The sequence below is a fragment of the Bacillus sp. FJAT-28004 genome (assembly GCF_001280845.1).
Lineage (GTDB): Bacteria > Bacillota > Bacilli > Paenibacillales > Paenibacillaceae > Pristimantibacillus.
Window position 1 is genome coordinate 1,080,844 of sequence record NZ_LGHP01000001.1, and the last position, 23,523, is coordinate 1,104,366.

Below are 23,523 nucleotides of genomic sequence, written 5' to 3' on the forward strand. Positions count from 1 at the left end.
TATAAATTGTGTATTAACGAAATTACGATTGATTCTCGTCCTTTTTACGTTGAGCCTTCCTATAAGCTTCAACAGCAGCTTTAGCAGCAGCTCGAGCGAGATCTAATTCTTCTTCTGTATATTTAGGGGTCACGCACGAACCTTTATGAGCTTTAGGCGTGATTCAGACAGTAAATATATCCCTATGTTTTTTATCAGATGTTTCAGAGGTTTTGAAGAGAAATCAAGAGGGTCAAGAAAGGAGGGGGCGTTTTTGGCATGGATAGAGAGTCATCAAGAACTAGCAAGGCATCCGAAAACGAAGCGTCTATCACGGCGATTAGGGGTTAATGTACCGACAGCAATCGGTCATCTACATATGCTTTGGTGGTGGGCACTTGATTATGCCCCAGGCGGCGATATAACAGCCTACGAGTCAGAAGATATAGCGGAGGCAGTGAATTGGCCTATAGAAACTGCGGACATGCTTATGACCGCACTTATCGATTCAGGATTTATTGATAAAACAGATAATGTCACTGTACATGACTGGTTTGATTATGCGGGACGGCTAGTGGACAAGCGCGAACAAAACAAGCAAAGGAAACGGAAGTCACGCGCCAAGCAAGGGGAAAGCGAAGCAAGTCACAGCGTTGTCACGCGTGACACAAGTGTGACGCAGAGTGACGACAAGCGCGGTCACGGGGCTACAGAAAGAACCCAACAGAACCCAACAGAACCCAACAGAACCATACCCAACCATACCAGTACCCAACCAAAACAAGCGGCAACACCGCCTGCTGCTGGTAGCATTAATCCTGTTTATAATCCTTTTCGTCTTTACGAAGCAGAAGGATTCGGAACGATCAGCTCTATAACCGCTGATAAAATTAATGATTTTATAAAGGATTATGGTGAGCGATGGGTATGTGAGGCTATGAAAACTGCAACTGTCGCTGGTAAAAGAAATCTGACCTACGTCAACGGAATACTTAAGCGATACAAAGCAGAGGGAGTGGACGAACCATGGAATGTCGAGCGGAAATCTTCCAGCACTAATCAATCATCTTCCCGTTCAGGCAAACCAAGGATTGAGATTGTCTCTGACAACAGACCTAAAGCAGTTGTTACGGATGAAACTCTTCGAGAGTTATGTGATTTAAGTAGGAAGGCAGATGGTCTTCCACAAGCTACCGAAGCTGATTATCTTGATTTTATCCGAACAGCAAGAAAGGAGTGATTCAATGCCAGCAGATAAGAAAGAGCGTAAAACTATAGTCTGTGATGGGTTCAATCTTACATGGAAAAGTGAGCAATTAGATGACTTGTTAAGACTGCGTAGTGAAGACTATTCCATTCAACAAATGGCTAAATACTTCCGTCGTCCTCGTAAAGAGAATCTTGTCGCATTATCAGACATCTTGCAGGAAACCGAATTAGCAGCAATGTTAGGAGATTGGTGGGGGGAAAGGTATATAACAAGCCGCAGAAATTTGAGTGTAAGGACTAATATGGTAGGTCGCTTCTGAATGAATAAGCGGTGTACATTAAAGGCGCTTCCATAAACGGTATTTTACTGTGAAATAAATTGATAATAGAGCGACTAGAATAACTCCTACTGTTTTGAAAGCCATTAGGTTCGCCTCCTTTAATATGATCAAGATAAACATACCATATTTTTACTATTCACTCAAAGGTAATTGAAATAACAAAATGAGGGAGGCAAGAACGAACCTCCCTGCTAATCTCGCCAAACCTACCGGTGTTCTACCAAGTCGATTGCACCAAGAATAAGATGGGCAAGTCCAAAACCTAGAACACCAGTACCAACAAGTTTGTACTTGCTTTTAAGCAGTGTAGCACCAGAAGCAGATACCACAGTTCCAAGAACGGCAGGAATCAAACCTTCGCGCATATACAGCACCCCTTTTGGTTTTGTTTAGCAAGACATTTTATTATGTTTCAAAACTACTTTTTTAATCCAAATTGGGGAAAGAACCGACTGAATACCGAAGAGCATGAGAGGAGGGAGGGACGATGAATAGTGTTCCTGTACAACAGACTGAAGTAATACCGGCTATCGACTTATTGGACCTTTCTTAAATCGTAACACAGTGGATGGTCTTATCAAAAATATGACGCATTATTTTTCCTTGTAGATTCTTTGCGTATTTGGGTACATTCACATAAACAGTCACCCATTCGTACGACCTGAGCAGGAACAGACCTGAATATTTAGTATCTTTCTGAACAAAAAAATACCCCCCATTAATTTTGGAGGGTATATGGAGTTGAGTTGTCCTCTAAATTATATGAACTTTTTATAAAATATGTTAATTAATATTGAAGAACATGGGAAAATGCTAAAAAAATCCCGCCCGAGGGGCAGGATTAATTAATATTTATGCGTTAGCAGTCTCTGGTCGCTTAACTTGAAGTGGAGGAGGTATAAGCCAACCTTTTTCTTTGCTCAGTTCGAGTATTTTAACGCCTAGTACAGTTTTAGTAAGATGATATTTCGCAAATAAAGCTCCAATATCTTCTCTAATAGACTGACCCATAACTTGGCTACAAGCAACTAGTCCAAGTGATGTGTCAGCGGCAATTTTAGCAGCGATTTCAGGATCAGTGAATCTTGCACCTACAGGGATGTCTTCGAGTTTAACAGGGGGTCTTTCAGGCATCATAGGTACGGAAGCAATTCCGTTATCAGTAAGCAATGTATCACATTCTTTAATCTCCATCTTTGCTTGATCAATGAGGGCGTCCAGTATTTTTTTTAAGTCTTTGTCTCCAGCGTGATTTAAGTATGCTTGGTAACAGGATACGGCGCCTTTTGCTACAGTTGAAGCCTGCCAAACACTAAATATTTCACCGTAGTGCATTGGTTCATCCTTTGGATTACCGCTTAAAATTCCCATTCGATTTGCTCCTTTTGATTCATTAATTTTTTGAACTGACTTAATATGCTTAACTACACATAAATAATACGAGCAAGGCTGAAATTCACAAAAATACTTGGAAACACTTCGAATTAGGCGGGAAAAATGAACGAAGCTATTTTGCACTCAAATGAACCCCCCAATAAATGCAGGGGTTCATGAAAAACGATTCTCTATTCTTGCTTAAGTACGTTCCCGATCTCGGCTTCTTAATCCGATTAAGCCCGTTAAGCCAAGCAAACCAAGCCAGCCCCAATTATTTCTTCTATCGTCTGTTGTCGCATTTGTCCGATAGTTGTTTGCATTCATACCAGTGTTATTTGCTCCATAGCCATCTCCATAGCCGTTTATTTGATTAGTGGTTGTGTTGTTTGTTCCATAACTGTTCATACGATTGTTATCTGTTGTCATCCTATCTACTTGATTTGATTGTTCCGCGAAGGCAGGGAAGCATAGTGCGGAAGATAGGATTGTAAAGGCAAATAGCAACGAGTAAATTTTTTTCATTTTTACTAATTCTCCTTGTGTTCAAATTTTTTACGTTTATAAGTTACCCTTATTGAAAATAAAATATTCTGTTCGCTAAGATACGTTAAAGTAACAAAATGAATATTAAGTAGCTTGGGAAGTTATCGAATTGTATTTGAAAGATCTGAATTTATAAACACCGTCTGATTACTGAAATGAAAGCAATAATCACCAACAAAGTGAATAATAACAGGATAATAACGATATTAGAACCACCAACAAATTCACCCATCAAATACTCACCTCCCAATATTTAATACGCTATGCAGATTATATACGGATGACAATTTGGGATTGGACGTTTGCTCTGCAGTGATGAGTGACCAGATTGGATATTGAAGATTTTGATATGAATTATTAGAACGCAAAAGACCCATAGAATGGGTCTTCTGAATAGATCTTGTTCGAATAATTCTATATTTTGTAAGAAGGTAAAAGTTGAAATCGAGCTGCAAAATTAATAGTCTCAGAAGTTGCAGCCTGTGCTGATACCTTCAACTCTTCTTTCATCTTTTCTGTCTTCTCTTCTTTCTTCTCTTCTCTCGTTGCGGCCGAGGACGCCAACACTACAAGCAATAATCACTAATAGAATGAAAAGCACCAGAATCGTACCAAGGTTATTGTTCATTATTCAATTTACCTCCTTAAGTCTTAGTGAATTATAAAAGTTAGCGTACACAGTTTAAGTCTATGGGATTAGTAATTGTCATGGTGGCGGCGGTTGCAACTACAAGCGATAATCACTAATAAAATGAAAAGCACCAGAATCGTACCAAGGTTATTGTGCACTATTCAATTCACCTCCCTGTGTTTTGACTACCATGTAGAGTATGTATTGATAGAATTTAGTGATTGGATGTTTGTTCCGGTATGATACTAGCCTTATATAAAAGGATAGGACAAAAGTGTGGACGATTTGCTGAGACAATATTGAATGAATATTGAAGATCATGGATGCAAGAGAAAATCATAATTGAAGACGTCGTTTCTCAAACCACATGCATTGTGCTTCCTAATAGGGCAGCTGGGAAGTTATGATGCAATATTTTATCCCAGACAGCCCTATAAAATGGCTATCATTTTATTTTTGAGTACTCATGTGATAAGGAATTAAGGATCTGCTGAAACAGAATCTTAGAATTTGTACTTTGACGGGGTTCCAAATGATCAAGCTCATTAAATGAACTTTCAATGCGTTCTCCGTGCAAGCGAACGTATGATTTTAATTTCTTTGATTTCTTTTTCATGCTAATCATTAAGGCCTCCTGAATTTTAAGATCTTAGATTGTAAGTTTGGGGAATGTAACTTGTCAGTGCATTCGTCTAAGTGATTGGAATGAACACTGTCTGAATATTAAGCTTCATTGGAAAAAGAAAGCCCATAGAATGGGCCTTCTTATTAATGCGATTTTATAAGTTAACGAAAGGAGGTTACGCAATTAAATAATAAATGAAATGAATTTAATCAAATAAAAAATCCTCCGGCGTCTACGTGAAACGATTGCACACAGATAAGGATAAGCAGGATAAGCAGCTGATTCGTGGCACTTTTGAATATTATAGAGGCGTGTATGGGTACCGCCAGACTCAATTATTCTTGTACCAAGATCATGGCGTGTGGATGAACCACAAGAAGGTTTTCCGGCTAATGCAAGAAATGGAGCTGTGCTCTAGAGTACGTTGTAAGTACCATCACAGTTCACGAAACTGGAACATCAGTGACCGCGTTACTAAGAATATCCTGGAACGCAAGTTTCAAGCTGAAGCGCCCAATCAAAAGTGGGTAACTGAGGTCACACAGTCTAGAATTGGTGATGTTTGGCTATATCTATCTGCCATTAAAGACTTGTGCCAGAACGAAATTATCGCTTACCAAACTAGTCTTCACAATGACAAGCAACTTGTTCTGCAGACGTTCTCTAAGGCGTTTGAAAAGGAAAAGGACGTGACGGGGCTGATCGTTCACAGCGATCAATGATCCCAGTACACGTCCTACGATTACCACGACAATCTGACAAAGGTTGGCACCCAAATCAGCATGACTCGACGAGGCAATTGTAACGACAATGCCTCAATGGAGAGCTTCTTCTCGCATTTGAAGACAGAAGCGCTCTATCCTTATGATATTCGATCGGTAGAAGAAGCACAAAGCCGAATTGAAGAATATATACACTTTTACAACAACAAGCGTCCGCAAAGAAAACTAAACAAGCTGGCTCCGGTTCAATACCGGCTCCAGCTTGTTAGGTAGGGTCTTTTATTCAGTGTCCGCTATCTGGGGTCTTGACCAATCCACGAAGGGTTTTTATGATTATGCTGAAAATGGTGAAGCAGTTTATTGATTTACAAGAAACAAAATAAATATAAGAGTATGTAAGAGCGCTTGTATAAGCAAGCGCTCCACAAAGTTAGCAATGGTGTTTTTTTCTTCTGTGCTTCTTGCCGATAATAAGAACTTTTTGACCAGGTTTAACAAAAATAACTTTAATCTCTTTCTCTCTGCAAGCATCTCCGAATCCCATGCCAATCAACTCCTTTTCCTCAAGTTAATCTAGTATATTCATAGATTAATAGGTTTGATTGGGTATTTGATATTCCAGAGGTAATTGAGTTTTCAGCAGATTAAGCTGGCTTACCTGTCAGACTGTTTTCAAACATATCGATTATAACGAGGAAATGTTCTGCTTCGCGGAATACATGATCCGCCAATAACGGATGAATGATACTTTTTATACGGCAAGCTTCAATAAGGTCTCGAGCTGTTCTCTTAAAGTCACGAAGCGATTTAACTGACACTCTATTTTGATCAAGAAATTGGTCAAGTAGTGGAACAGTTTGCGATTGAGGACGCATAGATTCCAAGTCCTTTGCTTGAAACAGTAAGGTGTCAAATTCTTGACTGAAGTTATTTGCTTGTTCCACTAGCTGTCGCTCAGAAGGATCAAGCAAGTGACTAATGAATTTGGCGTGATCAGCCATGATTCTTAGAAAGAAAACATTCTCGTCGATAATAGCATCAGGCAGCGGCTCCAACCGACCCAAATTTAATTCTGACAAGCGATTTCTGAAATAATTCGCTTCTCTACTCACATGATCAACTAACAATGGAAAGTTGTTTGCACCTGGAAGTTGGCATGTCAGTATTAAACCGAGCACTTTTCTTTTGAAAGCCCAAATATAAGAAACAGCAGTATGCACCTCTTCATTGAATCTTTTAATTACAGTGGGATCAGTTCCAACAGTAAATGCATTAGCTCTATTTTCGATTGCTTCAAAAATGGCATAGAAATGATTTGCCTCATTAATTAATTGGGTATCCTCACAACGGAAACCCAATTTAAGAAAAAGAGAATGCTCTTTCATAATTCGAGACCAAAACCTAACTTCTTCTAAAGAACGAGATACAAATAACTGATCTAACAATGGCAGCATCTCCCTCGTAGCTTAATCTTTAAGTACTGTATGAAAGGAGAGTTTGTACTATTCCCTACCTAGGTTTCTGTGAATGTAAAAAAAACCTCCTGTTGATTGGAGGGCGGAATGAATATTGTATTACTTCACTACTTTAATATGCACTTTAGCAATTATCCATGCTGTTGTAACACATAGATACGCAATTGAGTAGGAAATGAATGTCCAACCTATATTCCATCCGTTTCCGTATGTTAAGAATCCAAATAGAAAGGCCATATATTCAAGGACAGTAGTGATTATGCTGAAAATCAAAATAATGATGACTGGATGGAGTCGAAAAGGTCTTTTTGAAAGTGTGTAAATTAATAGAGAACCTAGAACAGCGTATAGGCCAAAATCAAATGGTAATGCGGAAATAGTTTCAATTTTCTCGAAATAAGGTTTAAAGTTCCAAAAGCCAAAATAGATGCCTATTGTATTTATTAACAATGAAATTACTATGGTTACAGGACTAATGACAATAAATAAGATCGGTTGTTTCCGAACCATGAACGATGCTAAAACCCAAGGAATTATGAAGCCAAAAATAATATTGATAAGCATTTTTAGTTTCACTCCGTAATTAAAGTGTTTTATATTAAGTTTCGTCATAAAAGCGAGTAGATATTCAATTAACTTTATATTCAAGTCTGAATATTGAAGAACATTGGAGGATTAACCTAAGAAATTTTTAAGGTGCAAATGAAGCGTTACGAATGATATACCATAATCCAAGCAAGCCTGCGTAAATTATTATTAGAATCGTTGATAATTGCCTAACACATACATTTGTTTGCCTTAATAGGATGTTGTGAGCCACATAATCAGTTATGGGTCACGTAATCATTAGGAGGCATGCGACGAATGCAGAGGAAAAAAGCTAAAATAATAAAGAGAACTAGATCTTGTAAAAAGGTACAGCGCCACGTACATGAGTTTGAAGGTAGTACAAAACTGGCTGAAGAAGGCGATGATCGACATAATCATCGCTTTGCAGGCGTTACAGGCCAAGCGATTCGAGTAGGAAAAAGTCATGTCCATGAAATTGATCTTACGAACACGGATTTCTTAGACCATTTTCATAAACTGAAAAAGATTGTAACAGGACCGGCTATTGCAGTGGGAAATGGCAAACACGTTCATTTTGTAACAGGCCAAACGACATTAAATGATGGTCATGTTCACCCATTTAAATTCGCAACATTGATTCAAGCACCTCTTGTTTAATTAATAAAAGCTATTTGGAAGGTTCCATCGGTTAACGATAAGCCAAAAGTAAAAAGGAGCTGTCCCAAAGTAGAACTTTCTACTTTAGGGCAGCTCCTTTTCCATGAATAGAAATTACTATTAAACATGGTCTTGATCAAGAATGACATTGAGGACAATTCTTTTTATTTTGCCATTAAGAGCTCAACTGCTTTATCGAAATAGCTGCCAAGCTTAGCTGGTTCATCCATGTTGCTATGTGCCCAATAAAAGATCATCGCATTTTTTAATTTATAAATTCGAGGGTACAGCATATTAATCATTTCGGTTTGCTTTTGAAAATCCTTTAGACCTTCCTCTATCTGTTGTTCAGAATCGAATATATAAATGGAAAGCTGCTCTAGGCGGGTGGAATCCGTTTCTTTGTTAATAAGACTGACCGTATATCTGCTTGGCTTAATACCATCCAATACCCAATCCTTATCTAAGCTGATAGGAGTCAAAAGCAGTTGTTGGTTGCTTAATTCTTCTTCAATTAAATCTAAGTATAGGGAGGACTCCTCTACTGCTGGTTCAATGATTTGGACGGTAATTGCGAATCGAATCGGTGGAAAAGAATCCAGCTGAATATTTGCTGCTCTGACTGCAATAGGTTGGCCAATATGCAGCTTCGAATAAACTTCTTTGTCCATTTCATACCACGCTAGCTCGCGATTATTCACTGCTTTATCGATCCATTCATCCATCGTATATCTGTTTTTCTCTTGTTCAGACCAATTTGTCGCGACTAAAGCTCGGTACGATTCATTTTGAGCAATGATTTTTTTATCCATAACAAGACCTTGTACAACTTTCTCAGGCTCTGACCATGATAGGATTTCCCGAATCTTAATCGTTGCAGAAGGAGATAGTCTAAACATCGTATGCGAGTCATCTAAATTAACGATTGAATCTGTTTTATCATCACCAATCAAAAGATAATATTCGGAGCTGCCGATTAAAACTTTATAAGTTGGAGGCGCCATTTTCACGATACCTTTTAATGGTTCAGCTTCTTCAAAAGCTTTTTTAAACACATCAATGAGATCAGATTCCGTTATGGTCTGAAAAATGTTATCGGTTTTTTCAGAACTGTTATCACCGTTTTTGAGATTATAAATAATGACTTTTTCACTCGTATGAGTGGGTTGCTGAGTTGGTTCAATGCTTGCTAGCACACTTGGCTGAACAGTTGGTTTATTGTTTATTTCTGCGGATTTGCATCCTGTCATCATTATAACGATCATGATTATCCCCGAAATGCTTTTCAACCAATCACCTCTAGTCTTTTTTTTTCACATTTGGTAACATTTACAATAACAACGACGAAAACGTTGGATATGTTGCGAGCGTAGATCTATATCGCAGCATAACAATAAAAAAATAACCCTCAATCGCAGATATGATCGGCGTTGAGAGTTATTATATAAATACTTAAATGTATACCTGCCCAATTTCGTATTCACGCTCAATCGTCATATCGATGAACTCTTCACCAATTTGAATAAGTGGCCGGAAAAACTCGGTAGGGTGGGTCATGACAATTATTCCGATTTCACCACTTACAAGCTCGATTCGTTTACCTATGAAATTAGGCATCATATGCTTAATAAAGGTGTGAGTTGTATGAGGATCAAGCTCTTTGAAGCTTAGCTGGTAAAGTTCCTTTAAGACGTAAAGCAGGTCGCGTTTCTGCTGATAGACGCGCTCGGAGATCATCGCACTATAGATGTCGACTACGGCTATAATTTTGGAAACGGGATGAATTTCATCGCCCTTCAGTCCGTGAGGATACCCTGTGCCATCGTTCCGCTCATGATGTTGAAGCGCTCCAATGGCTACAAACGGTTCATCCAGTGAGCTTGAAATAATTTCATGGCCATACACGGTGTGTCTCTTCACTTCTTCATATTCTTCATCGGTAAGCCGACCAGGCTTATTCAAGATGCTTTCTTCAATTCTACACTTTCCGATATCATGCAGGAATCCAGCATTGCCAATCTGAACGGACTCTTCATTGGAGTATCCGGTCCAATTAGCAAGATAATAGGATAACATGCCGACCTGTACGGAATGCTGGTAGGTATAGTCATCCTTTGAATTGAGGAGAAGAAGCATAGATACGACATCGCGTTCCATTTGAAGATTGCTCAGTAGAGGCTGAAGAATGGACGTTACTTCGTCGACGTCGATTTTCCCTTGCTGATTTGCTTTTGTGAATAGGCCCTCAAAGCTTTTGACAGCGTTTTCGTAAAGAGGTTGAACAGTAGGAAGCCACTTGGGATTTACAGTAGATTCAAGTGTTCGACCTTCCGTTTCTTCGCTAGTTCGTTCATCTATATCAATATAGTCCATTTGATGTTGAAATAGTCTTGATATATCTTGGTTATTGAGTACTGTTCCTTTGGAGAGTACATGAAGTCCGAAATTATTAAAAGTGTCATTGCTTAAACGGTCTCCATTTATTAATTCTGTAATATGAACCCTCATCGTGACACCTCATTGATAGTAGTAGAAGAGATATACCTACAATAGTAGCAATGATAGATCATATTGGCAATATGATGGTAATATAATAGCGACTAATTACCTAATAATTCAGCATAAATCGACCTTGCTTTTGTCAATTGATCGGTTCCTTGGACGATAGCCCTGCCATCTTGGAACAGGACAAAGGTCAGGTCAGCCCCCAACTCAATTCGCAATAAAAAACGGTTGCTTGTTACATTACCGACCGATTTCAATCGTTCAGCTAACTCATCCAAATTAAGCATAACATTATGGCTCGGTGATACTTGAACGGAATGACGGCCACAAAGTGCAGCAGCAGACCCCGACACTTGATCATCCAAAAATTCAAATCGCGCATCACCACAACAGATACAATTGCTGCGCTTCGAATGGGCAACAGAAATTGGGAGCCAAGCATGATTCCAAAGATCTACTTGAAATAACGTACCGTGAAGTGCCTTCCTATTGCTGGAGAGCAGCTTAATGGCTTCTGTCGCTTGAAGTGAGCCAATAATGTCAACGATTGGCGAGATGACTCCTGCGGTTTCACAGGTATCCGTTGTTCCAGGAGGAGGCGGTTCATTGAACAAGCATCGGTAGCATGGGGATTCACCTGGTATAATCGTCATAGTCATGCCCGAAGCGCCGACTGCTCCGCCATAAATCCAAGGGATGCTGTGCTTAACACTATAATCATTAATTAGATATCTTACAGAGAAGTTATCGCTGCCATCAACAATAAGATCGACATCAGCCAGCAAATCCTCGGCATTCATTGCTGTTAAATCAGCAACGATCGGATCAATGAAAACAGAGCTGTTCATGGCGTGCAAGTGAGCAGCAGCGGCTTGTGCCTTTGGCAGAAGAGATAATACATCCTGTTCGGTATAAAGCATTTGCCGCTGTAAATTGCTCCATTCAATAATATCTCGGTCAATTATACGTACATATCCAACGCCGGATCTGACAAGATGCTGAGCGATGACAGAACCAAGCGCACCCATGCCAACGACCGCTGCGCGACTGCCTGCAAGGAGCTGCTGTCCATTCTCTCCGACAGGAGAAAAACGGACTTGTCTGGCATAGCGACCTTGCCCCATGGTGGTTGTTTCAGGCGCTGCGTTAATTTGTGTGATTGGTTTGTTCATTTTTGATAATCTCCTTAAAAGCATCATGAAGCCTTGCATCCCACATCGTGGGAGTATTAAAAATCCTTAAGCTGTTCAGTAGGATTCCAAGGTCCAAGCTGATGCCCCTTCCATTCTGATCCGTCCTCCCAAATTTCTTTCTTCCAAATGGGGACGATTTGTTTAAGACGTTCAATGGCATATCGGCTCGCCTCGTAACAGCTGTCACGATGGGGGGAGGACACCGCGATAACGACACTTGTCTCCGCGAGGCCAACAACGCCAATTCTATGGCTGATGGCACATAAGGCCCCGTGCCAGCGTTCGGCAATTTCATTGCCGATTTGCTGCATGGTTGCAACGGCCATCGGTGCATAGGCTTCATATTCTAGCTTTACCGTTCGCTGGCCATGTGTCCATTCTCGCGTTGTTCCAACAAATGCAATAGAAGCACCATTCTCCGGTACGATAACTTTTGCAAGCACAGCATCGGAGCTAATGACTTCAGATGTTACGATATAGCGTTCTATAGGCTCTTTGGCAAGCTCTTGTTTCTGTTCTCCTCCGGATACAGGCGGAAGCAGCGCAAGCTCGTCAGAGGCATGCAAGATCGTATCCTCGGCTGCGTAAACATGGTTGCGTGCGATAAATGCGATCTGTATTAATGCTTGATGATCGGGGTACTCGGCAGAAATGGCGGCCTTCAGCTCAGTTACGCTCATTTGCTCCACTTCGGATTGTAGATTTATGGAAGGGGACCCAAGTCGCTCAGGAAGCCCTGCAAATAGTTTGATTAACCAGTCATATTTCATGTTATAAAACCTCTCATCGTTTGGGCTTGAAGCTGTTTATAGAATACCATAATTCGAGAAAAAATGTTATGCTTATACCTAGGCAGAAAGGGAGTGGAAGTCATGCCGACATTGACGGATCGTTTTGGACGGGTTCATGATTATTTGCGAATTTCAGTAACGGATCGTTGTAATTTGCGATGCTTATATTGCATGCCTGAGGAAGGTATGGAATTCACAGAATCAGAAAATTTACTTTCCTATGATCAAATTGTCGAGGTAGTAGAAGCTGGCGCTGCTCTTGGCATTACGAAACTGCGCATTACAGGTGGCGAGCCGCTTATAAGGCCAGGTCTCGATGGGTTAATTAAAAGATTGTCTGCTATAGCAGGCATTAAGGATATAGCATTAACGACTAATGGTATTTTTCTAGCCAAACAAGCCGAATCGCTTCGAGCTGCAGGATTGAACCGAGTGAATATAAGTTTAGATACACTGGACTCAGCGAGGTTTCGATTTATCGCACGAAGCGGGGAATTGAAACGTGTTATGGAGGGAATCGAAGCGGCTGCAGCTGTAGGCTTCGATCCGATTAAGCTGAATTGTGTACTCTTAAAAGAAGTGAATGAAGATGAAATTGCTGCATTTCTTAAGCTCGCATACGAGCAGCCGATGCATGTTAGATTTATTGAATATATGCCTATCGGCCACGCCGATGAGAATTGGAAAAAGCATTACTTGCCATTGTCCCGTGTTCTGGAAGTAGCTGAGCAAGAGGGTTATGACATAAGCCGAGGACCAAACGTACATGGAAATGGCCCCTCAGAAGACTATCAAATGAAGGGTGGACGCGGCTCATTCGGACTTATACATCCGATAAGCGATCACTTCTGCAGCAATTGCAACCGGCTGCGCTTAACAGCGGACGGGTCCATTAAACCTTGCTTATATTGGGTAGATGAGCTGAATGTAAGAGAAGCATTCGGGCATCCAGAAGAAATGCAGCAATTGTTGCTGCGAGCGATGGACATTAAGCCGGAAAATCATGAAATGGCGGCTAAGCTGGCGGATAGTGCACAAACTCACATTCCCACAGAACGGCGCATGTCGCAAATTGGAGGCTAACGAACAGCTGATGCATGAGATCAAGATTGAGCATTTTGAGCTTGGTGCTTCCGTTACGACTCCAGAGGAGATGGCAAAGCTTACGGGAGCAGGTTTCCCAATTTCTGAGAGAGTGCCTGAAGCGGATGGAGAAGCATTTGATTGGCTATTATGGTACGCTGCATGGCTGAGGGATAAGAATCCTGATAAAGCTGCAAAATTAATGAAGCCCTCCTATCTGATCGTTGAAGCAGCGGATACTTTCGAGGCTACTATTCCATGGGAGCAGCTTGAGCAGGCTGCTGTGCTGTACCGAATGAATGGTTTGCCGTTGCAGAAGGCCGGGCCTATCCGGCTTTATGTGCCTAACGGGAGCAGCAAGTGCTTAAATGTAAAAAACATTGTCAAACTCAAGATTGGACGCGATCTGCAAAATACTCAGGTTGAGGCGGCATATGGATTTAAGCATACATTTTCGATGGACGATTTGCGTAATAACAAGTAGATTGGTTTTGTGTCGCTGAGGAAAGGCAATAAGGAGGCGTGCATGAATTTGACGGACAGTTTTCGTACACGAGTAGTGCTTCTTCATAGCAATGATATACATAGTCGTCTGGAGCATGCCGCCAAGATAGCGTCATTCATCTCGGAGGAAAGACGAAGCTACGGTAATGAGCGGGTGCTGGCCGTTGACTGTGGCGACCATATGGACCGAATGCGGGTAGAAACGGAAGGCAGCGATGGGATTGTTAATGTAGAGCTGCTAAATCAGGCTGGCTATGAAGTGATAACGCTTGGCAATAATGAAGGACTTACTTATTCCTTCAAAACGATTTCAGAGGCGTATACGGATCGCGCCCATTTTGCGGTCGTTTGTGCAAATATGCACGATACTGCTACAGGAGAGCAGCCCGGGTGGCTGCTTCCAAGCACCATCATTGATAAAAATGGACTTCGAATCGGCATCATAGGCGTCACAGCAGCTTTCTCTGATTTTTATTCATTGCTTGGTTGGCAAGTGTCGGAACCATTGACGGCGGTACAAGAGCAGGCAGCCAAGCTGCGAGAAAAGGTAGATGTGCTGGTGGTGATGTCCCATCTAGGGATCTTCTTGGATAAGCAAATGGCGGAGAAGCTTGAGGGCATCGATCTTATTCTGGGAGCTCATACCCATCATTTATTGGAAGAACCGATTGTCATCGGTGAAACGACGATTTGTGCAGCCGGGAAATTCGGCGAGTATATCGGGCGAGTAGAAATCGGAATGGATGACGTTACTTCACGCCCAGTGTTTCGTGCTGCCTGCATACCTACGGCCGCAATGGCAGAGCACCCCGAAGCTGCCGCCATAATCGGCAGCTACCTGAAGGCGGGACAGCAGCGCCTGAGCCGGGTTATCGCCCGGCTCACCACGCCGCTGCCCGCCAGAGCCGAGCGGGAATCACCGCTCGGCAACCTGCTGGCCGCTGGCTTGCGCCGCTGGACCGATGCCGAGATCGGCATCGTCAACGCTGGACAGCTGCTCGGCGGCCTCGCACAAGGGGACGTGACAGCGGGCGAATTGCACGCCCTCTGTCCGTCGCCAATTAATCCGTGCCTGATGCTTATCGCAGGCACGGATATAAGGACAGCGCTGGAGCAAGCGCTGCTGCCAGAATTCATTCATAAGCCGATTAAGGGTTACGGCTTTCGCGGTGAAGTGCTTGGAACGCTCGCTATTGACGGTTTGTCCGTTACCTATGATTCGAATAGATTGCCGATGGATCGGCTCATTAAGGTAACAGTCAATGGAGAGACGCTGGATGACGAACGTCTATATAAGCTAGGAACGATTGATATGTTCAGTTTTAAAGCAGGTTATGAGTCGCTCGCTAATGCCGTACAAGTCAATTATTATTTGCCTGAGTTCATACGAGACGTCATTGAAGCTCAACTGCAAAATTCGTCTGAAATTACGGAATGTTGTCAGCTCAGGTGGCAAAATGTTTCGATTTGACAAAGAATATGAAAAATATCGACATTTCATGTCGAAAAAATAGTATAAAATGGTTGCGGTTTTCTCGTATATCCCGTACATTAACATTACGAACGATTTTTTCCGATGTAATAGTTAGCTGACATTTAGTGGGGAAGGATCGAGAAAATGCGGTTGTTGCCAATAGTGAAATGTAAGCCGGGAATGAAACTGGCTAAAAAAATATTTTCTCAAGAAGGTATCGTTCTTCTTGGCGAAAACATGGAACTGACTGAGAGATTAATTTCCCGCTTGGATCAGTGTGGGATTCAATATGTTTATATATCAGATCCGAAGACGGATGATATTGTGCTGCCTTCTTTAATTAGAGAGGAAACGATGCAGATCGCGTTGAAGGAAATTCGAACGAATTTCCGCGAGATGATGGATCGACCGAAACGTAAAAAAGGCGTGACCTACCCTTATATCGCACAGCCTTTTAAAAATATGATGAATATGATTATCGATGATCTCTCCGGTCATAAAGATGCGATGATCATGTTGATGGACATGAGCTCAGTAGATCATTATTTGTTCCAGCATTCCTTAAACGTCTGCGTATACACGACACTGTTAGGCATGTCGAATGGTTATTCGAAGGAAGAGCTTACGACGCTTGGCATGGGTGCTCTTCTTCATGATATCGGTAAAACTCAAATTGCGATCGATGTATTAAGAAAGCCAGGTTCCCTCTCGAAAGAGGAGTTCGAAGCAATGAAGCAGCATGCCAGAATTGGTTATGAGCTTCTTAAGGATGAGCCTAACTTGCCGCTGCTTGTTGCTCACTGTGCATTCCAGCATCATGAGCGAATTGACGGAAGCGGTTATCCGCGCGGCATAAAAGGCAATGAAATTCATGATTATGCGAAGTGGATCGGCTTGGTCGATTCGTATGACGCCATGACAACAAACCGCGTATATAGCGCTCCGATGCTTCCGCATCACGCGATTGAGCGGTTATATGCGGGAACGGGAACACTATATGAGCAACGAATGCTGCAGCTGTTCCGCGATAAGGTTGCTATTTATCCCATTGGAATAACGGTAAAGTTGCAAACAGGAGAGTCGGGTATTGTGGCAGATCTTAATCACTCTTACCCACATCGACCTATTATCCGTGTACTATATAATGAAGCGGGCGAGGAACTGAAAGCACCATACGAGATCGATTTGTCGAAGCAGCTCACGATGATGATCGTAAGCGTGAACGATGATGCGAGTGAAGTGCAGTTTGCCTCGGGCATTTAAAGATTTACAGATTGGGAGCCGTCGAGGCTCCTTTTTCGCCGTTTTATTTGCTTCCTTCGCAGTCGCGCATTACAATAAAAACAGAATGATTCATTCCAGAACATAAGTCAGGTGCTGAAAAAAATGAACACAATACCATTTCAACAATCAAGTAGACCATTATCCACACTTTCGCCAATGAATGATCCGTGGGATCCCATTCGTTCATTGCAGCAATATGGAAGACATCGATTAACAAGCGTCGAAATGACCGTGTCCAACCTATGCAATATGCGATGTGAGCATTGCGCCGTTGGAGACACACTCGTAATGACAGAGCCCGCCAAGCTGCCGCTTAAGCAGATGCTGGACCGACTGGATGAAGTGGAGCATCTCGAAACGATAAGCATCACAGGCGGCGAGCCATCCTTCTCCGATCGAACGGTTCGTGATTACATGGTGCCGTTGCTTCAATACGCCCGCAGTCGCGGCATTCGCTCCCAAATTAATTCAAACGTGACTCTGCCTTATAGCCGTTATGAGCAGCTGGCTCCTTATTTAGATGTCATGCACATTTCGTTTAACTACACGTCTCCTGAAGATTTTCACCAAATTGGATTTGCGAAAGCCAATCACCATGTATCGCTCGAAGCTGCGACCAAGCTTTATGAACGAATGATAGAAAATACGCGTAGGCTTAGCGAGACAGGTGTACTTGTATCCGCGGAGTCAATGATTAATTACAAAACGTATGACAAAATCGATGAGATTCATAAGCTGATCGTGGATATGGGCTGTCAGAGGCATGAGGTGCATCCGATGTATCCAAGCTCCTTCGCGAAGGACTTGCCGGTGCTCACAAGGGAACAAATGCTGGAGGCTATTGAACGATTGTTGCGGGCACGAGACCAATCCGTATGGATGCTGTTCGGCACGCTTCCCTTTTATCCATGCAGCGATAGCACATCAGAGCGTGAACTGCTGCGAAGATTGGCGAAGGAGCCAAATGTAACCGTACGTAATGATCCTGATGGCCGCAATCGACTAAACGTCAACTTGTTTACAGGCGATGTATTTGTCACAGATTTTTCAGATGTACCCGCTTTTGGCAACATCGGCTCATCCAAATTGGAAGATTTATTTGATAAATGGCTGGATCATTCCCTTGCGCAAAGCGTGAATTGTCATTGTCCGGTTGCCTCATGCTGCGGTCCTAATCTCCTTGTCAAAGATATGTACTATAAAAATGTTAATTTCCATGAGCGCAGCGCAATACTTGATTAGTATGAAAGAGCTGGTTTAAGAGTGGCTTAAAGTGCATATAAAAGAATAGAGAGGAGGATAAGCTGTGTCTATTAAGACAATCGTATTTATCGCTTTAGGGTTGCTGTTGCTCTATTTGTTTTTTACGGTAGGTGCTCCTTTCTTGCTTGCGCTTGTTGTGGCTATCTTTCTAGAGCCGCTTAATCAGCTGTTTATGAAAAAATTTCGAATGAATCGGCTTTTGGCAGCCACGATATCAAGCAGCCTATTTACGGTTATTCTCATAGGTCTAATCGCGTTGCTTGGCGTGAAAATTGTAGCCGAATTGATAGCTTTTTTCAAAAAAGTGCCTCAATACTTCGAAGATGCCAATGGGATGGTAGACGATCTCATGTTTCAGGCACAATCGTTATATCAAAATTTCCCTCCCGATGCGATTGAAACGCTAGAGAAATGGCTAATGGAGCTAACGAGTACTTTAACGAAAATGGTGGGCACTTTATCGAACACAGTTATCGCCTTCGCCTCAAGTATCCCGGGCATGTTCATCTTCTTTATCGTCTTTTTGGTAGCGGTATACATGATGAGCTTCAGCTTAAATACGATGAAGGCAACGGTGCTGTCATTGTTTGAAGTGAAATCGCAGCCCCAGGTCAATGATTTGCTGAACAATCTTAAAAAGTCGATTTTTGGTTTCTTGCGCTCACAGTTTATTTTGAGTGCTCTAACCTACATCATTTCGTTAATTGGTCTGCTGATACTTCATGTCAAATATCCGCTTGCCATCGCGCTGCTAATTATCATTGTTGATATTATGCCGATTCTTGGAACAGGCTCGGTACTGGTACCATGGGGCAGTTATTTGTTGCTGACGGGTAATGTTTATGTTGGCGTAGGGCTTATCGTTTTATTTGTAGTCATTACTGTATTCCGCCGCATCGTAGAGCCTAAAATTCTCGGTGATTCTGTAGGTATCGGTTCATTGTCTGCACTTGTAAGCTTATATGTCGGTTTCAAGTTGGTCGGCGTTATCGGTGTATTCATCGGGCCGCTAGTCGTTATCATTTACATGGCTGCTCGTAGAGCTGGTTTATTCCAAATGAAATTTAAGTTATAGCCAATTTTGCAGTGGCATGGAAAATAGAGGGTTGACACCCTTCTTTACTAAACGGTATAGTCAAACAAGGAAATCCACTAGGGGCGCCGTCATGGCTGAGATAAAGCGAAACGCTTTGGTCCCTTTGAACCTGATCTGGGTTATGCCAGCGTAGGAAAGTGGGATTGTGCGTTTATGCTTTGCGTGTGAAAGCTCTGCCGGAATAAGCTGAAGCCTCAGCTTGTGCGGCATAACTTTATCTGCTTTGGGGAGACCTTGGCATGATAACATACGCATGACGACACTCTTCGACCGCTCCTTCGCTGGAGCGGTTTTTTTGTTTGGCTCCTATTGAAGCTTTTCGTCAGAAATGCTTCGATACGACCATGCTCGCTCCAGCGATTGCAGCTCATGCAGCGACCTAGCTGCATGTATAGCAGCGGTGCCTTAAACTTTCTAATATGCTTGCGTATGCCTCCAGGAGGAATTCTATTCATTCCATTGGGAGGTTTTTTGTTATGTCTATTTTTTCAACACCGCTTCCGGGCAGTCGCAAGGTGTACATCGAGGGTTCTAAAGAAAACATCCGTGTTCCGATGAGAGAAATTGCACTCGAGGCTAGTACAGGCAGAAATGGTGAAGAGCTGCCGAATGAAGCTGTAAGAGTTTATGATGCAAGCGGTCCTTATACCGATGAAGGGTATGAGGCAGATGTGCGACGCGGCTTGCCGGATATTCGCAACGAATGGATCTTGGAACGCGGCGACGTAGAGCCCTATGAGGGCAGGGAAATAAAGCCGGAGGACAATGGATTTATTACGACAGAAAGAGCGGAGCAGCGAGGTGCTGAACGATTCCCAGGATTAGCGAGAAAACCGCTCCGGGCCAAAGCAGGACAAAATGTTACGCAGCTGCATTACGCCCGCAAAGGGATGATTACCTCGGAGATGGAATACATCGCTATTCGCGAAGGATTGAGTGCGGAATTTGTTCGCAGCGAGATCGCAGCTGGCCGTGCCATTATTCCGACGAACATCAACCATCCTGAAAGTGAACCGATGATTATTGGGCGTCAGTTCCACGTTAAAATCAATGCCAATATCGGCAACTCTGCTGTAGCGTCTTCGATTGAAGAGGAAGTTGAGAAGATGACTTGGGCGACTCGCTGGGGAGCCGATACGATTATGGACTTGTCTACGGGGAAAAACATCCATACGACGCGGGAGTGGATCGTGCGAAATTCACCAGTTCCAGTTGGCACAGTACCGATTTATCAAGCGCTGGAGAAGGTGAATGGCAAAGCAGAGGACCTTTGCTGGGAAGTATTCCGCGATACGCTTATTGAACAAGCCGAGCAGGGCGTCGACTATTTCACGATTCATGCAGGCGTACTGCTGCGTTACATACCTCTCACGGCTAAACGCGTTACGGGTATCGTCTCACGAGGCGGATCCGTTATGGCAGCTTGGTGCCTTGCACACCATAAGGAAAACTTCCTTTACACGCATTTTGAAGAAATATGTGAAATCATGAAAGCATACGACGTGTCATTCTCGCTTGGTGACGGGCTGAGACCAGGATCGATTGCTGATGCGAATGATGCTGCTCAGTTTGCAGAGCTGGATACGCTGGGCGAGCTGACAAAGATTGCGTGGAAACATGATGTTCAAGTGATGATTGAAGGTCCAGGCCATGTACCCATGCATCTGATCAAAGAAAATATGGATCGTCAGCTGGCGGTGTGCGATGAAGCGCCTTTCTATACTTTAGGTCCGCTAACAACCGATATCGCACCAGGATATGATCATATAACTTCGGCTATAGGAGCAGCGATGATTGGGTGGTTCGGCACGGCGATGCTTTGTTATGTAACACCTAAGGAGCATCTTGGCCTCCCGAATAAGGAGGACGTGAAGGAAGGCGTTATTACGTACAAAATCGCAGCTCATGCGGCAGATTTGGCGAAGGGACACCTGGGAGCGAAGCTGCGTGATGATGCATTGTCCAAAGCGCGATTTGAATTTCGTTGGCGCGATCAATTCCATCTGTCGCTTGATCCGGAGCGTGCGATGGCTTATCACGATGAGACTCTTCCGGCAGATGCAGCCAAATCTGCTCATTTCTGCTCTATGTGCGGACCGAAGTTTTGCAGCATGCGTATCACCCAAGACATAAGGGAGTATGCCGCGCAAAACGATATGGAAACAACGGAGGCCATTGAAGCGGGCATGAAGGAAAAGTCGGTCGCATTCAAGGCGGCAGGGAGCAAGATTTATGGATGATTCTGTTCATTCTGCCTTTGCAGATCGTTATTCCAGACAAACGAGATTTGCTTTGATCGGAGAGGAAGGCCAGCGAAAGCTGGCCGTAGCCTCGGTGCTTATCGTCGGTGTTGGCGCATTAGGCGCTTCGCTTGCGCAGCATATGGTACGGGCAGGTGTCGGGGAGGTAAGGCTGGTAGACAGGGACTTTGTCGAGCCGAGCAATTTGCAGCGGCAGATGCTTTTTGACGAAGCGGATGCGCTGGCTGTGATGCCCAAAGCGGTTGCCGCTTCCAATCGGCTCCGCCAAATTAACAGCAGTGTAAACATCGTATCGACGGTAGCGGATGTGAATGCATCGAACATCGGTTTGCTAGCAGGAGGAGTAGAGCTCGTTCTAGATGGGACGGACAATGCAGCGACAAGGCTGCTGCTCAGCGATTTATGCTTTAAGCAGAGAATCCCATTTGTTTATGGCGGTGTGGCTGGGGCGCAGGGTATGCAAGCAACATTCATTCCTGGGGAGACGTCTTGCTTGCGCTGCTTGATTGGCGCCGATGATTCGGAGCAGGAGGTAGACACTTGCGATACGATTGGCGTACTCGCCCCAGCGGTTGAATTTATTGCATCTATGCAGGCGGCAGAAGCGATAAAGTGGCTTACAGGCAATCAAGAGGCGCTGCGTAAAACATGGTTAAGCGTTGATTTATGGTCATTCCGAATTCGGGAATCGGAGCTGCCCTCATGCAGAGTCGAGTGTCCATACTGCGGTCATAAGCCAGATGGAGCAAGGGAAGACAAAGACATTTGTGAAAATGATAGAGGAGAAGTCTCCTCCATAAGTTCAACTGTATTATGCGGAAGAGACACGGTGCAGGTTACGTTAGACAAACCGATCGATTTAAAAGAATTAGAGAAATCATTGAAAGAGCTTGGCTGCAAGCTCACGGTAAATCGATATTTAGTAAAAGCGGTGCTCCCTAGCGGCGAGCAGTTAATCCTCTTCCCTGATGGAAGGGTACTAGTGCAAGGAACCGCTGATGCGGAGAACGCAATTAGGCTCTGCAAAACTTACTTAATAGATGGAAAATAAATAATTTCGATGAAGGAAGGATGTGTTCGTGAATGAGTAGACCAGACTGGCGAGATTTCCAGCTCTACGCCATTACGGCGAAATCCAATCACCCTGGAAAATCGGTCGTTGAAGTGATGGAACAGGCGTTGATCGGAGGAGCTCAAATTGTCCAGCTTCGCAACAAAACGGGCACGAGGGAAGAGGTGCTTGAAGAGGCCAAAGCCCTTCGTATACTCACGCGGCGATATAATGTTCCTTTCATCATCAATGATTATCCCGATATTGTTCTTGAGACGGATGCTGACGGCGTTCATTTGGGGCAAGATGATATGCCAATTGCCAAAGCAAGAGAATTGCTTGGTCCTGATCGCATAATTGGAATATCCACCCATAACCTGCTGCAGGCGTTAGCTGCTGAGCAGGAGGGAGCTGACTATATCGGAGTCGGGCCAGTATATCCAACCGAAACGAAGCCGGGCCGTACCGCTGTTACGACAAGCTATGTAGCGGAGGCGGCTCATCATGTAACCATACCGTTCGTGGCTATAGGCGGCATTACCCTCGGGAATGTTGATGCTGTGCTTGCGGCTGGGGCATCGCGTATATGCGCGGTTTCAGCAATTGTTGGCAATGATGATCCGGCAAGCGTTTGCCGGGCTTTCTTAAAGAAGATCGAAACGCGCCATTCCGAGAATGTTCTTCCAGTAAAAACAGTGAAGATTAACGGTCGCGAAGAGCAGATAAGTGCAAGAACGGTCGAAGAGCTGGTTATCCAGCTTGGACAGCAAAATAAGAAGCTCGTCATTGAGCTTGACGGAATGATCGTACAGCGTGCGCTTTGGGCAGAAACCGAATTGCTTAGCGGGAGTTCCATTGAACTTGTACATTTTGTCGGAGGGGGCTGAAC

25 protein-coding genes and 1 riboswitch are annotated in these 23,523 nt (G+C 43.4%); of the genes, 14 read left to right on the top strand and 11 right to left on the bottom strand.

Annotated elements, in window-relative coordinates; all coding sequences use genetic code 11:
• Positions 1 to 253: 253 nt before the first annotated feature.
• Both AC787_RS04455 and AC787_RS04460 read left to right on the top strand, forming a co-directional pair.
• The gene (locus AC787_RS04455) at positions 254 to 1,219 is read left to right on the top strand and encodes a DnaD domain-containing protein (protein WP_054023673.1); all 966 of its coding nucleotides are present in this window, start codon (positions 254 to 256) and stop codon (positions 1,217 to 1,219) included.
• Positions 1,220 to 1,223: 4 nt separating this feature from the next.
• Positions 1,224 to 1,508 carry a hypothetical protein gene (locus AC787_RS04460; protein WP_054023674.1) on the top strand — a complete coding sequence of 95 codons (285 nt, stop codon included), beginning with the start codon at positions 1,224 to 1,226 and terminating at the stop codon, positions 1,506 to 1,508.
• Positions 1,509 to 1,735: 227 nt separating this feature from the next.
• Here AC787_RS04460 and AC787_RS04465 read toward each other — a convergent pair whose 3' ends face one another.
• The 5 genes from AC787_RS04465 to yjcZ form a co-directional block, all read right to left on the bottom strand.
• Entirely contained in the window at positions 1,736 to 1,894 is a 159-nt protein-coding gene (locus tag AC787_RS04465; protein ID WP_054023675.1) for a hypothetical protein, read from the bottom strand.
• Between the two features lie 487 nt (positions 1,895 to 2,381).
• Positions 2,382 to 2,900 (bottom strand): DUF3231 family protein, encoded by a 519-nt coding sequence (locus tag AC787_RS04470; RefSeq protein ID WP_054023676.1) that lies wholly within the window; start codon positions 2,898 to 2,900, stop codon positions 2,382 to 2,384.
• Between the two features lie 204 nt (positions 2,901 to 3,104).
• Positions 3,105 to 3,428 carry a WGxxGxxG family protein gene (locus tag AC787_RS33640; protein ID WP_054023677.1) on the bottom strand — a complete coding sequence of 108 codons (324 nt, stop codon included), beginning with the start codon at positions 3,426 to 3,428 and terminating at the stop codon, positions 3,105 to 3,107.
• Between the two features lie 487 nt (positions 3,429 to 3,915).
• Positions 3,916 to 4,077 carry a hypothetical protein gene (locus tag AC787_RS34035; protein WP_161807512.1) on the bottom strand — a complete coding sequence of 54 codons (162 nt, stop codon included), beginning with the start codon at positions 4,075 to 4,077 and terminating at the stop codon, positions 3,916 to 3,918.
• A 68-nt stretch (positions 4,078 to 4,145) separates the two neighbouring features.
• The gene (gene yjcZ, locus AC787_RS35020) at positions 4,146 to 4,238 is read right to left on the bottom strand and encodes a sporulation protein YjcZ (RefSeq protein ID WP_161807513.1); all 93 of its coding nucleotides are present in this window, start codon (positions 4,236 to 4,238) and stop codon (positions 4,146 to 4,148) included.
• A 703-nt stretch (positions 4,239 to 4,941) separates the two neighbouring features.
• On the opposite strand from yjcZ, the gene AC787_RS33650 reads away from it, so the two are divergent.
• Positions 4,942 to 5,427 (top strand): IS3 family transposase, encoded by a 486-nt coding sequence (locus tag AC787_RS33650; RefSeq protein ID WP_152970582.1) that lies wholly within the window; start codon positions 4,942 to 4,944, stop codon positions 5,425 to 5,427.
• Between the two features lie 54 nt (positions 5,428 to 5,481).
• On the top strand, positions 5,482 to 5,700 hold the full coding sequence (locus AC787_RS33655) for an IS3 family transposase (RefSeq protein ID WP_268760186.1): 219 nt from the start codon (positions 5,482 to 5,484) through the stop codon (positions 5,698 to 5,700).
• A gap of 371 nt (positions 5,701 to 6,071) precedes the next feature.
• Here AC787_RS33655 and AC787_RS04490 read toward each other — a convergent pair whose 3' ends face one another.
• Positions 6,072 to 6,872, bottom strand: a complete 801-nt coding sequence (locus AC787_RS04490; RefSeq protein ID WP_414730931.1) for a DUF2935 domain-containing protein — start codon at positions 6,870 to 6,872, stop codon at positions 6,072 to 6,074.
• Between the two features lie 129 nt (positions 6,873 to 7,001).
• The gene (locus AC787_RS35290) at positions 7,002 to 7,514 is read right to left on the bottom strand and encodes a CBO0543 family protein (RefSeq protein ID WP_414730932.1); all 513 of its coding nucleotides are present in this window, start codon (positions 7,512 to 7,514) and stop codon (positions 7,002 to 7,004) included.
• 252 nt (positions 7,515 to 7,766) lie between these two features.
• On the opposite strand from AC787_RS35290, the gene AC787_RS04500 reads away from it, so the two are divergent.
• Positions 7,767 to 8,129 (top strand): YmaF family protein, encoded by a 363-nt coding sequence (locus AC787_RS04500; RefSeq protein ID WP_054023681.1) that lies wholly within the window; start codon positions 7,767 to 7,769, stop codon positions 8,127 to 8,129.
• Positions 8,130 to 8,293: 164 nt separating this feature from the next.
• Here AC787_RS04500 and AC787_RS04505 read toward each other — a convergent pair whose 3' ends face one another.
• The 4 genes from AC787_RS04505 to AC787_RS35155 all read right to left on the bottom strand — a co-directional run bounded on the left by AC787_RS04505 (position 8,294) and on the right by AC787_RS35155 (position 12,597).
• Positions 8,294 to 9,418 carry a hypothetical protein gene (locus AC787_RS04505; protein WP_054023682.1) on the bottom strand — a complete coding sequence of 375 codons (1,125 nt, stop codon included), beginning with the start codon at positions 9,416 to 9,418 and terminating at the stop codon, positions 8,294 to 8,296.
• A 163-nt stretch (positions 9,419 to 9,581) separates the two neighbouring features.
• Positions 9,582 to 10,637, bottom strand: coding sequence for an HD-GYP domain-containing protein (locus tag AC787_RS04510; protein WP_054023683.1), 1,056 nt, complete (start codon positions 10,635 to 10,637; stop codon positions 9,582 to 9,584).
• Positions 10,638 to 10,729: 92 nt separating this feature from the next.
• Positions 10,730 to 11,806, bottom strand: coding sequence for a ThiF family adenylyltransferase (locus tag AC787_RS04515; RefSeq protein ID WP_235560899.1), 1,077 nt, complete (start codon positions 11,804 to 11,806; stop codon positions 10,730 to 10,732).
• Between the two features lie 56 nt (positions 11,807 to 11,862).
• Positions 11,863 to 12,597 carry a molybdenum cofactor biosynthesis protein gene (locus tag AC787_RS35155; RefSeq protein WP_054023684.1) on the bottom strand — a complete coding sequence of 245 codons (735 nt, stop codon included), beginning with the start codon at positions 12,595 to 12,597 and terminating at the stop codon, positions 11,863 to 11,865.
• 102 nt (positions 12,598 to 12,699) lie between these two features.
• Between AC787_RS35155 and moaA the strand changes: the two genes are divergently transcribed.
• The 9 genes from moaA (at position 12,700) to thiE (ending at position 23,521) form a co-directional block, all read left to right on the top strand.
• A complete protein-coding gene (gene moaA, locus AC787_RS04525; RefSeq protein ID WP_054023685.1) occupies positions 12,700 to 13,701 on the top strand; it encodes a GTP 3',8-cyclase MoaA in 1,002 nt (333 codons plus the stop codon).
• Between the two features lie 10 nt (positions 13,702 to 13,711).
• Positions 13,712 to 14,185, top strand: a complete 474-nt coding sequence (locus tag AC787_RS04530; protein ID WP_054023686.1) for a hypothetical protein — start codon at positions 13,712 to 13,714, stop codon at positions 14,183 to 14,185.
• 42 nt (positions 14,186 to 14,227) lie between these two features.
• Positions 14,228 to 15,676 (top strand): bifunctional metallophosphatase/5'-nucleotidase, encoded by a 1,449-nt coding sequence (locus AC787_RS04535; protein WP_054023687.1) that lies wholly within the window; start codon positions 14,228 to 14,230, stop codon positions 15,674 to 15,676.
• A gap of 147 nt (positions 15,677 to 15,823) precedes the next feature.
• Entirely contained in the window at positions 15,824 to 16,942 is a 1,119-nt protein-coding gene (locus AC787_RS04540) for an HD-GYP domain-containing protein (protein ID WP_054023688.1), read from the top strand.
• Between the two features lie 123 nt (positions 16,943 to 17,065).
• Positions 17,066 to 18,205: a radical SAM/CxCxxxxC motif protein YfkAB gene (gene yfkAB / locus AC787_RS04545; protein WP_054023689.1), complete on the top strand. Its 1,140-nt coding sequence runs from the start codon at positions 17,066 to 17,068 to the stop codon at positions 18,203 to 18,205.
• Between the two features lie 64 nt (positions 18,206 to 18,269).
• Positions 18,270 to 19,301, top strand: a complete 1,032-nt coding sequence (ytvI, locus tag AC787_RS04550; RefSeq protein ID WP_054023690.1) for a sporulation integral membrane protein YtvI — start codon at positions 18,270 to 18,272, stop codon at positions 19,299 to 19,301.
• A 69-nt stretch (positions 19,302 to 19,370) separates the two neighbouring features.
• Positions 19,371 to 19,475, top strand: a riboswitch (TPP riboswitch).
• 266 nt (positions 19,476 to 19,741) lie between these two features.
• Positions 19,742 to 21,562, top strand: coding sequence for a phosphomethylpyrimidine synthase ThiC (gene thiC / locus AC787_RS04560; protein WP_054023692.1), 1,821 nt, complete (start codon positions 19,742 to 19,744; stop codon positions 21,560 to 21,562).
• The gene (locus AC787_RS04565; protein ID WP_054023693.1) at positions 21,555 to 22,634 is read left to right on the top strand and encodes a ThiF family adenylyltransferase; all 1,080 of its coding nucleotides are present in this window, start codon (positions 21,555 to 21,557) and stop codon (positions 22,632 to 22,634) included. Before thiC ends, AC787_RS04565 begins: the two co-directional genes overlap by 8 nt.
• A gap of 32 nt (positions 22,635 to 22,666) precedes the next feature.
• Complete coding sequence (thiE, locus tag AC787_RS04570; protein ID WP_054023694.1) at positions 22,667 to 23,521, top strand: thiamine phosphate synthase; 855 nt, start codon at positions 22,667 to 22,669, stop codon at positions 23,519 to 23,521.
• The last annotated feature ends 2 nt before the right edge of the window (positions 23,522 to 23,523 follow it).

Excerpts from the sequence above, each read along its gene's own strand:
- AC787_RS04460 (WP_054023674.1), top strand. The coding sequence starts at position 1,224 with ATGCCAGCAGATAAGAAAGAGCGTAAAACTATAGTCTGTGATGGGTTC.
- AC787_RS04465 (WP_054023675.1), bottom strand. The coding sequence starts at position 1,894 with ATGCGCGAAGGTTTGATTCCTGCCGTTCTTGGAACTGTGGTATCTGCT.
- AC787_RS04470 (WP_054023676.1), bottom strand. The coding sequence starts at position 2,900 with ATGGGAATTTTAAGCGGTAATCCAAAGGATGAACCAATGCACTACGGT.
- AC787_RS33640 (WP_054023677.1), bottom strand. The coding sequence starts at position 3,428 with ATGAAAAAAATTTACTCGTTGCTATTTGCCTTTACAATCCTATCTTCC.
- AC787_RS34035 (WP_161807512.1), bottom strand. The coding sequence starts at position 4,077 with ATGAACAATAACCTTGGTACGATTCTGGTGCTTTTCATTCTATTAGTG.
- AC787_RS35290 (WP_414730932.1), bottom strand. The coding sequence starts at position 7,514 with ATGACGAAACTTAATATAAAACACTTTAATTACGGAGTGAAACTAAAA.
- AC787_RS04500 (WP_054023681.1), top strand. The coding sequence starts at position 7,767 with ATGCAGAGGAAAAAAGCTAAAATAATAAAGAGAACTAGATCTTGTAAA.
- AC787_RS04510 (WP_054023683.1), bottom strand. The coding sequence starts at position 10,637 with ATGAGGGTTCATATTACAGAATTAATAAATGGAGACCGTTTAAGCAAT.
- AC787_RS04515 (WP_235560899.1), bottom strand. The coding sequence starts at position 11,806 with ATGAACAAACCAATCACACAAATTAACGCAGCGCCTGAAACAACCACC.
- AC787_RS35155 (WP_054023684.1), bottom strand. The coding sequence starts at position 12,597 with ATGAAATATGACTGGTTAATCAAACTATTTGCAGGGCTTCCTGAGCGA.
- moaA (WP_054023685.1), top strand. The coding sequence starts at position 12,700 with ATGCCGACATTGACGGATCGTTTTGGACGGGTTCATGATTATTTGCGA.
- AC787_RS04530 (WP_054023686.1), top strand. The coding sequence starts at position 13,712 with ATGCATGAGATCAAGATTGAGCATTTTGAGCTTGGTGCTTCCGTTACG.
- AC787_RS04535 (WP_054023687.1), top strand. The coding sequence starts at position 14,228 with ATGAATTTGACGGACAGTTTTCGTACACGAGTAGTGCTTCTTCATAGC.
- AC787_RS04540 (WP_054023688.1), top strand. The coding sequence starts at position 15,824 with ATGCGGTTGTTGCCAATAGTGAAATGTAAGCCGGGAATGAAACTGGCT.
- yfkAB (WP_054023689.1), top strand. The coding sequence starts at position 17,066 with ATGAACACAATACCATTTCAACAATCAAGTAGACCATTATCCACACTT.
- thiC (WP_054023692.1), top strand. The coding sequence starts at position 19,742 with ATGCTTGCGTATGCCTCCAGGAGGAATTCTATTCATTCCATTGGGAGG.
- AC787_RS04565 (WP_054023693.1), top strand. The coding sequence starts at position 21,555 with ATGGATGATTCTGTTCATTCTGCCTTTGCAGATCGTTATTCCAGACAA.
- thiE (WP_054023694.1), top strand. The coding sequence starts at position 22,667 with ATGAGTAGACCAGACTGGCGAGATTTCCAGCTCTACGCCATTACGGCG.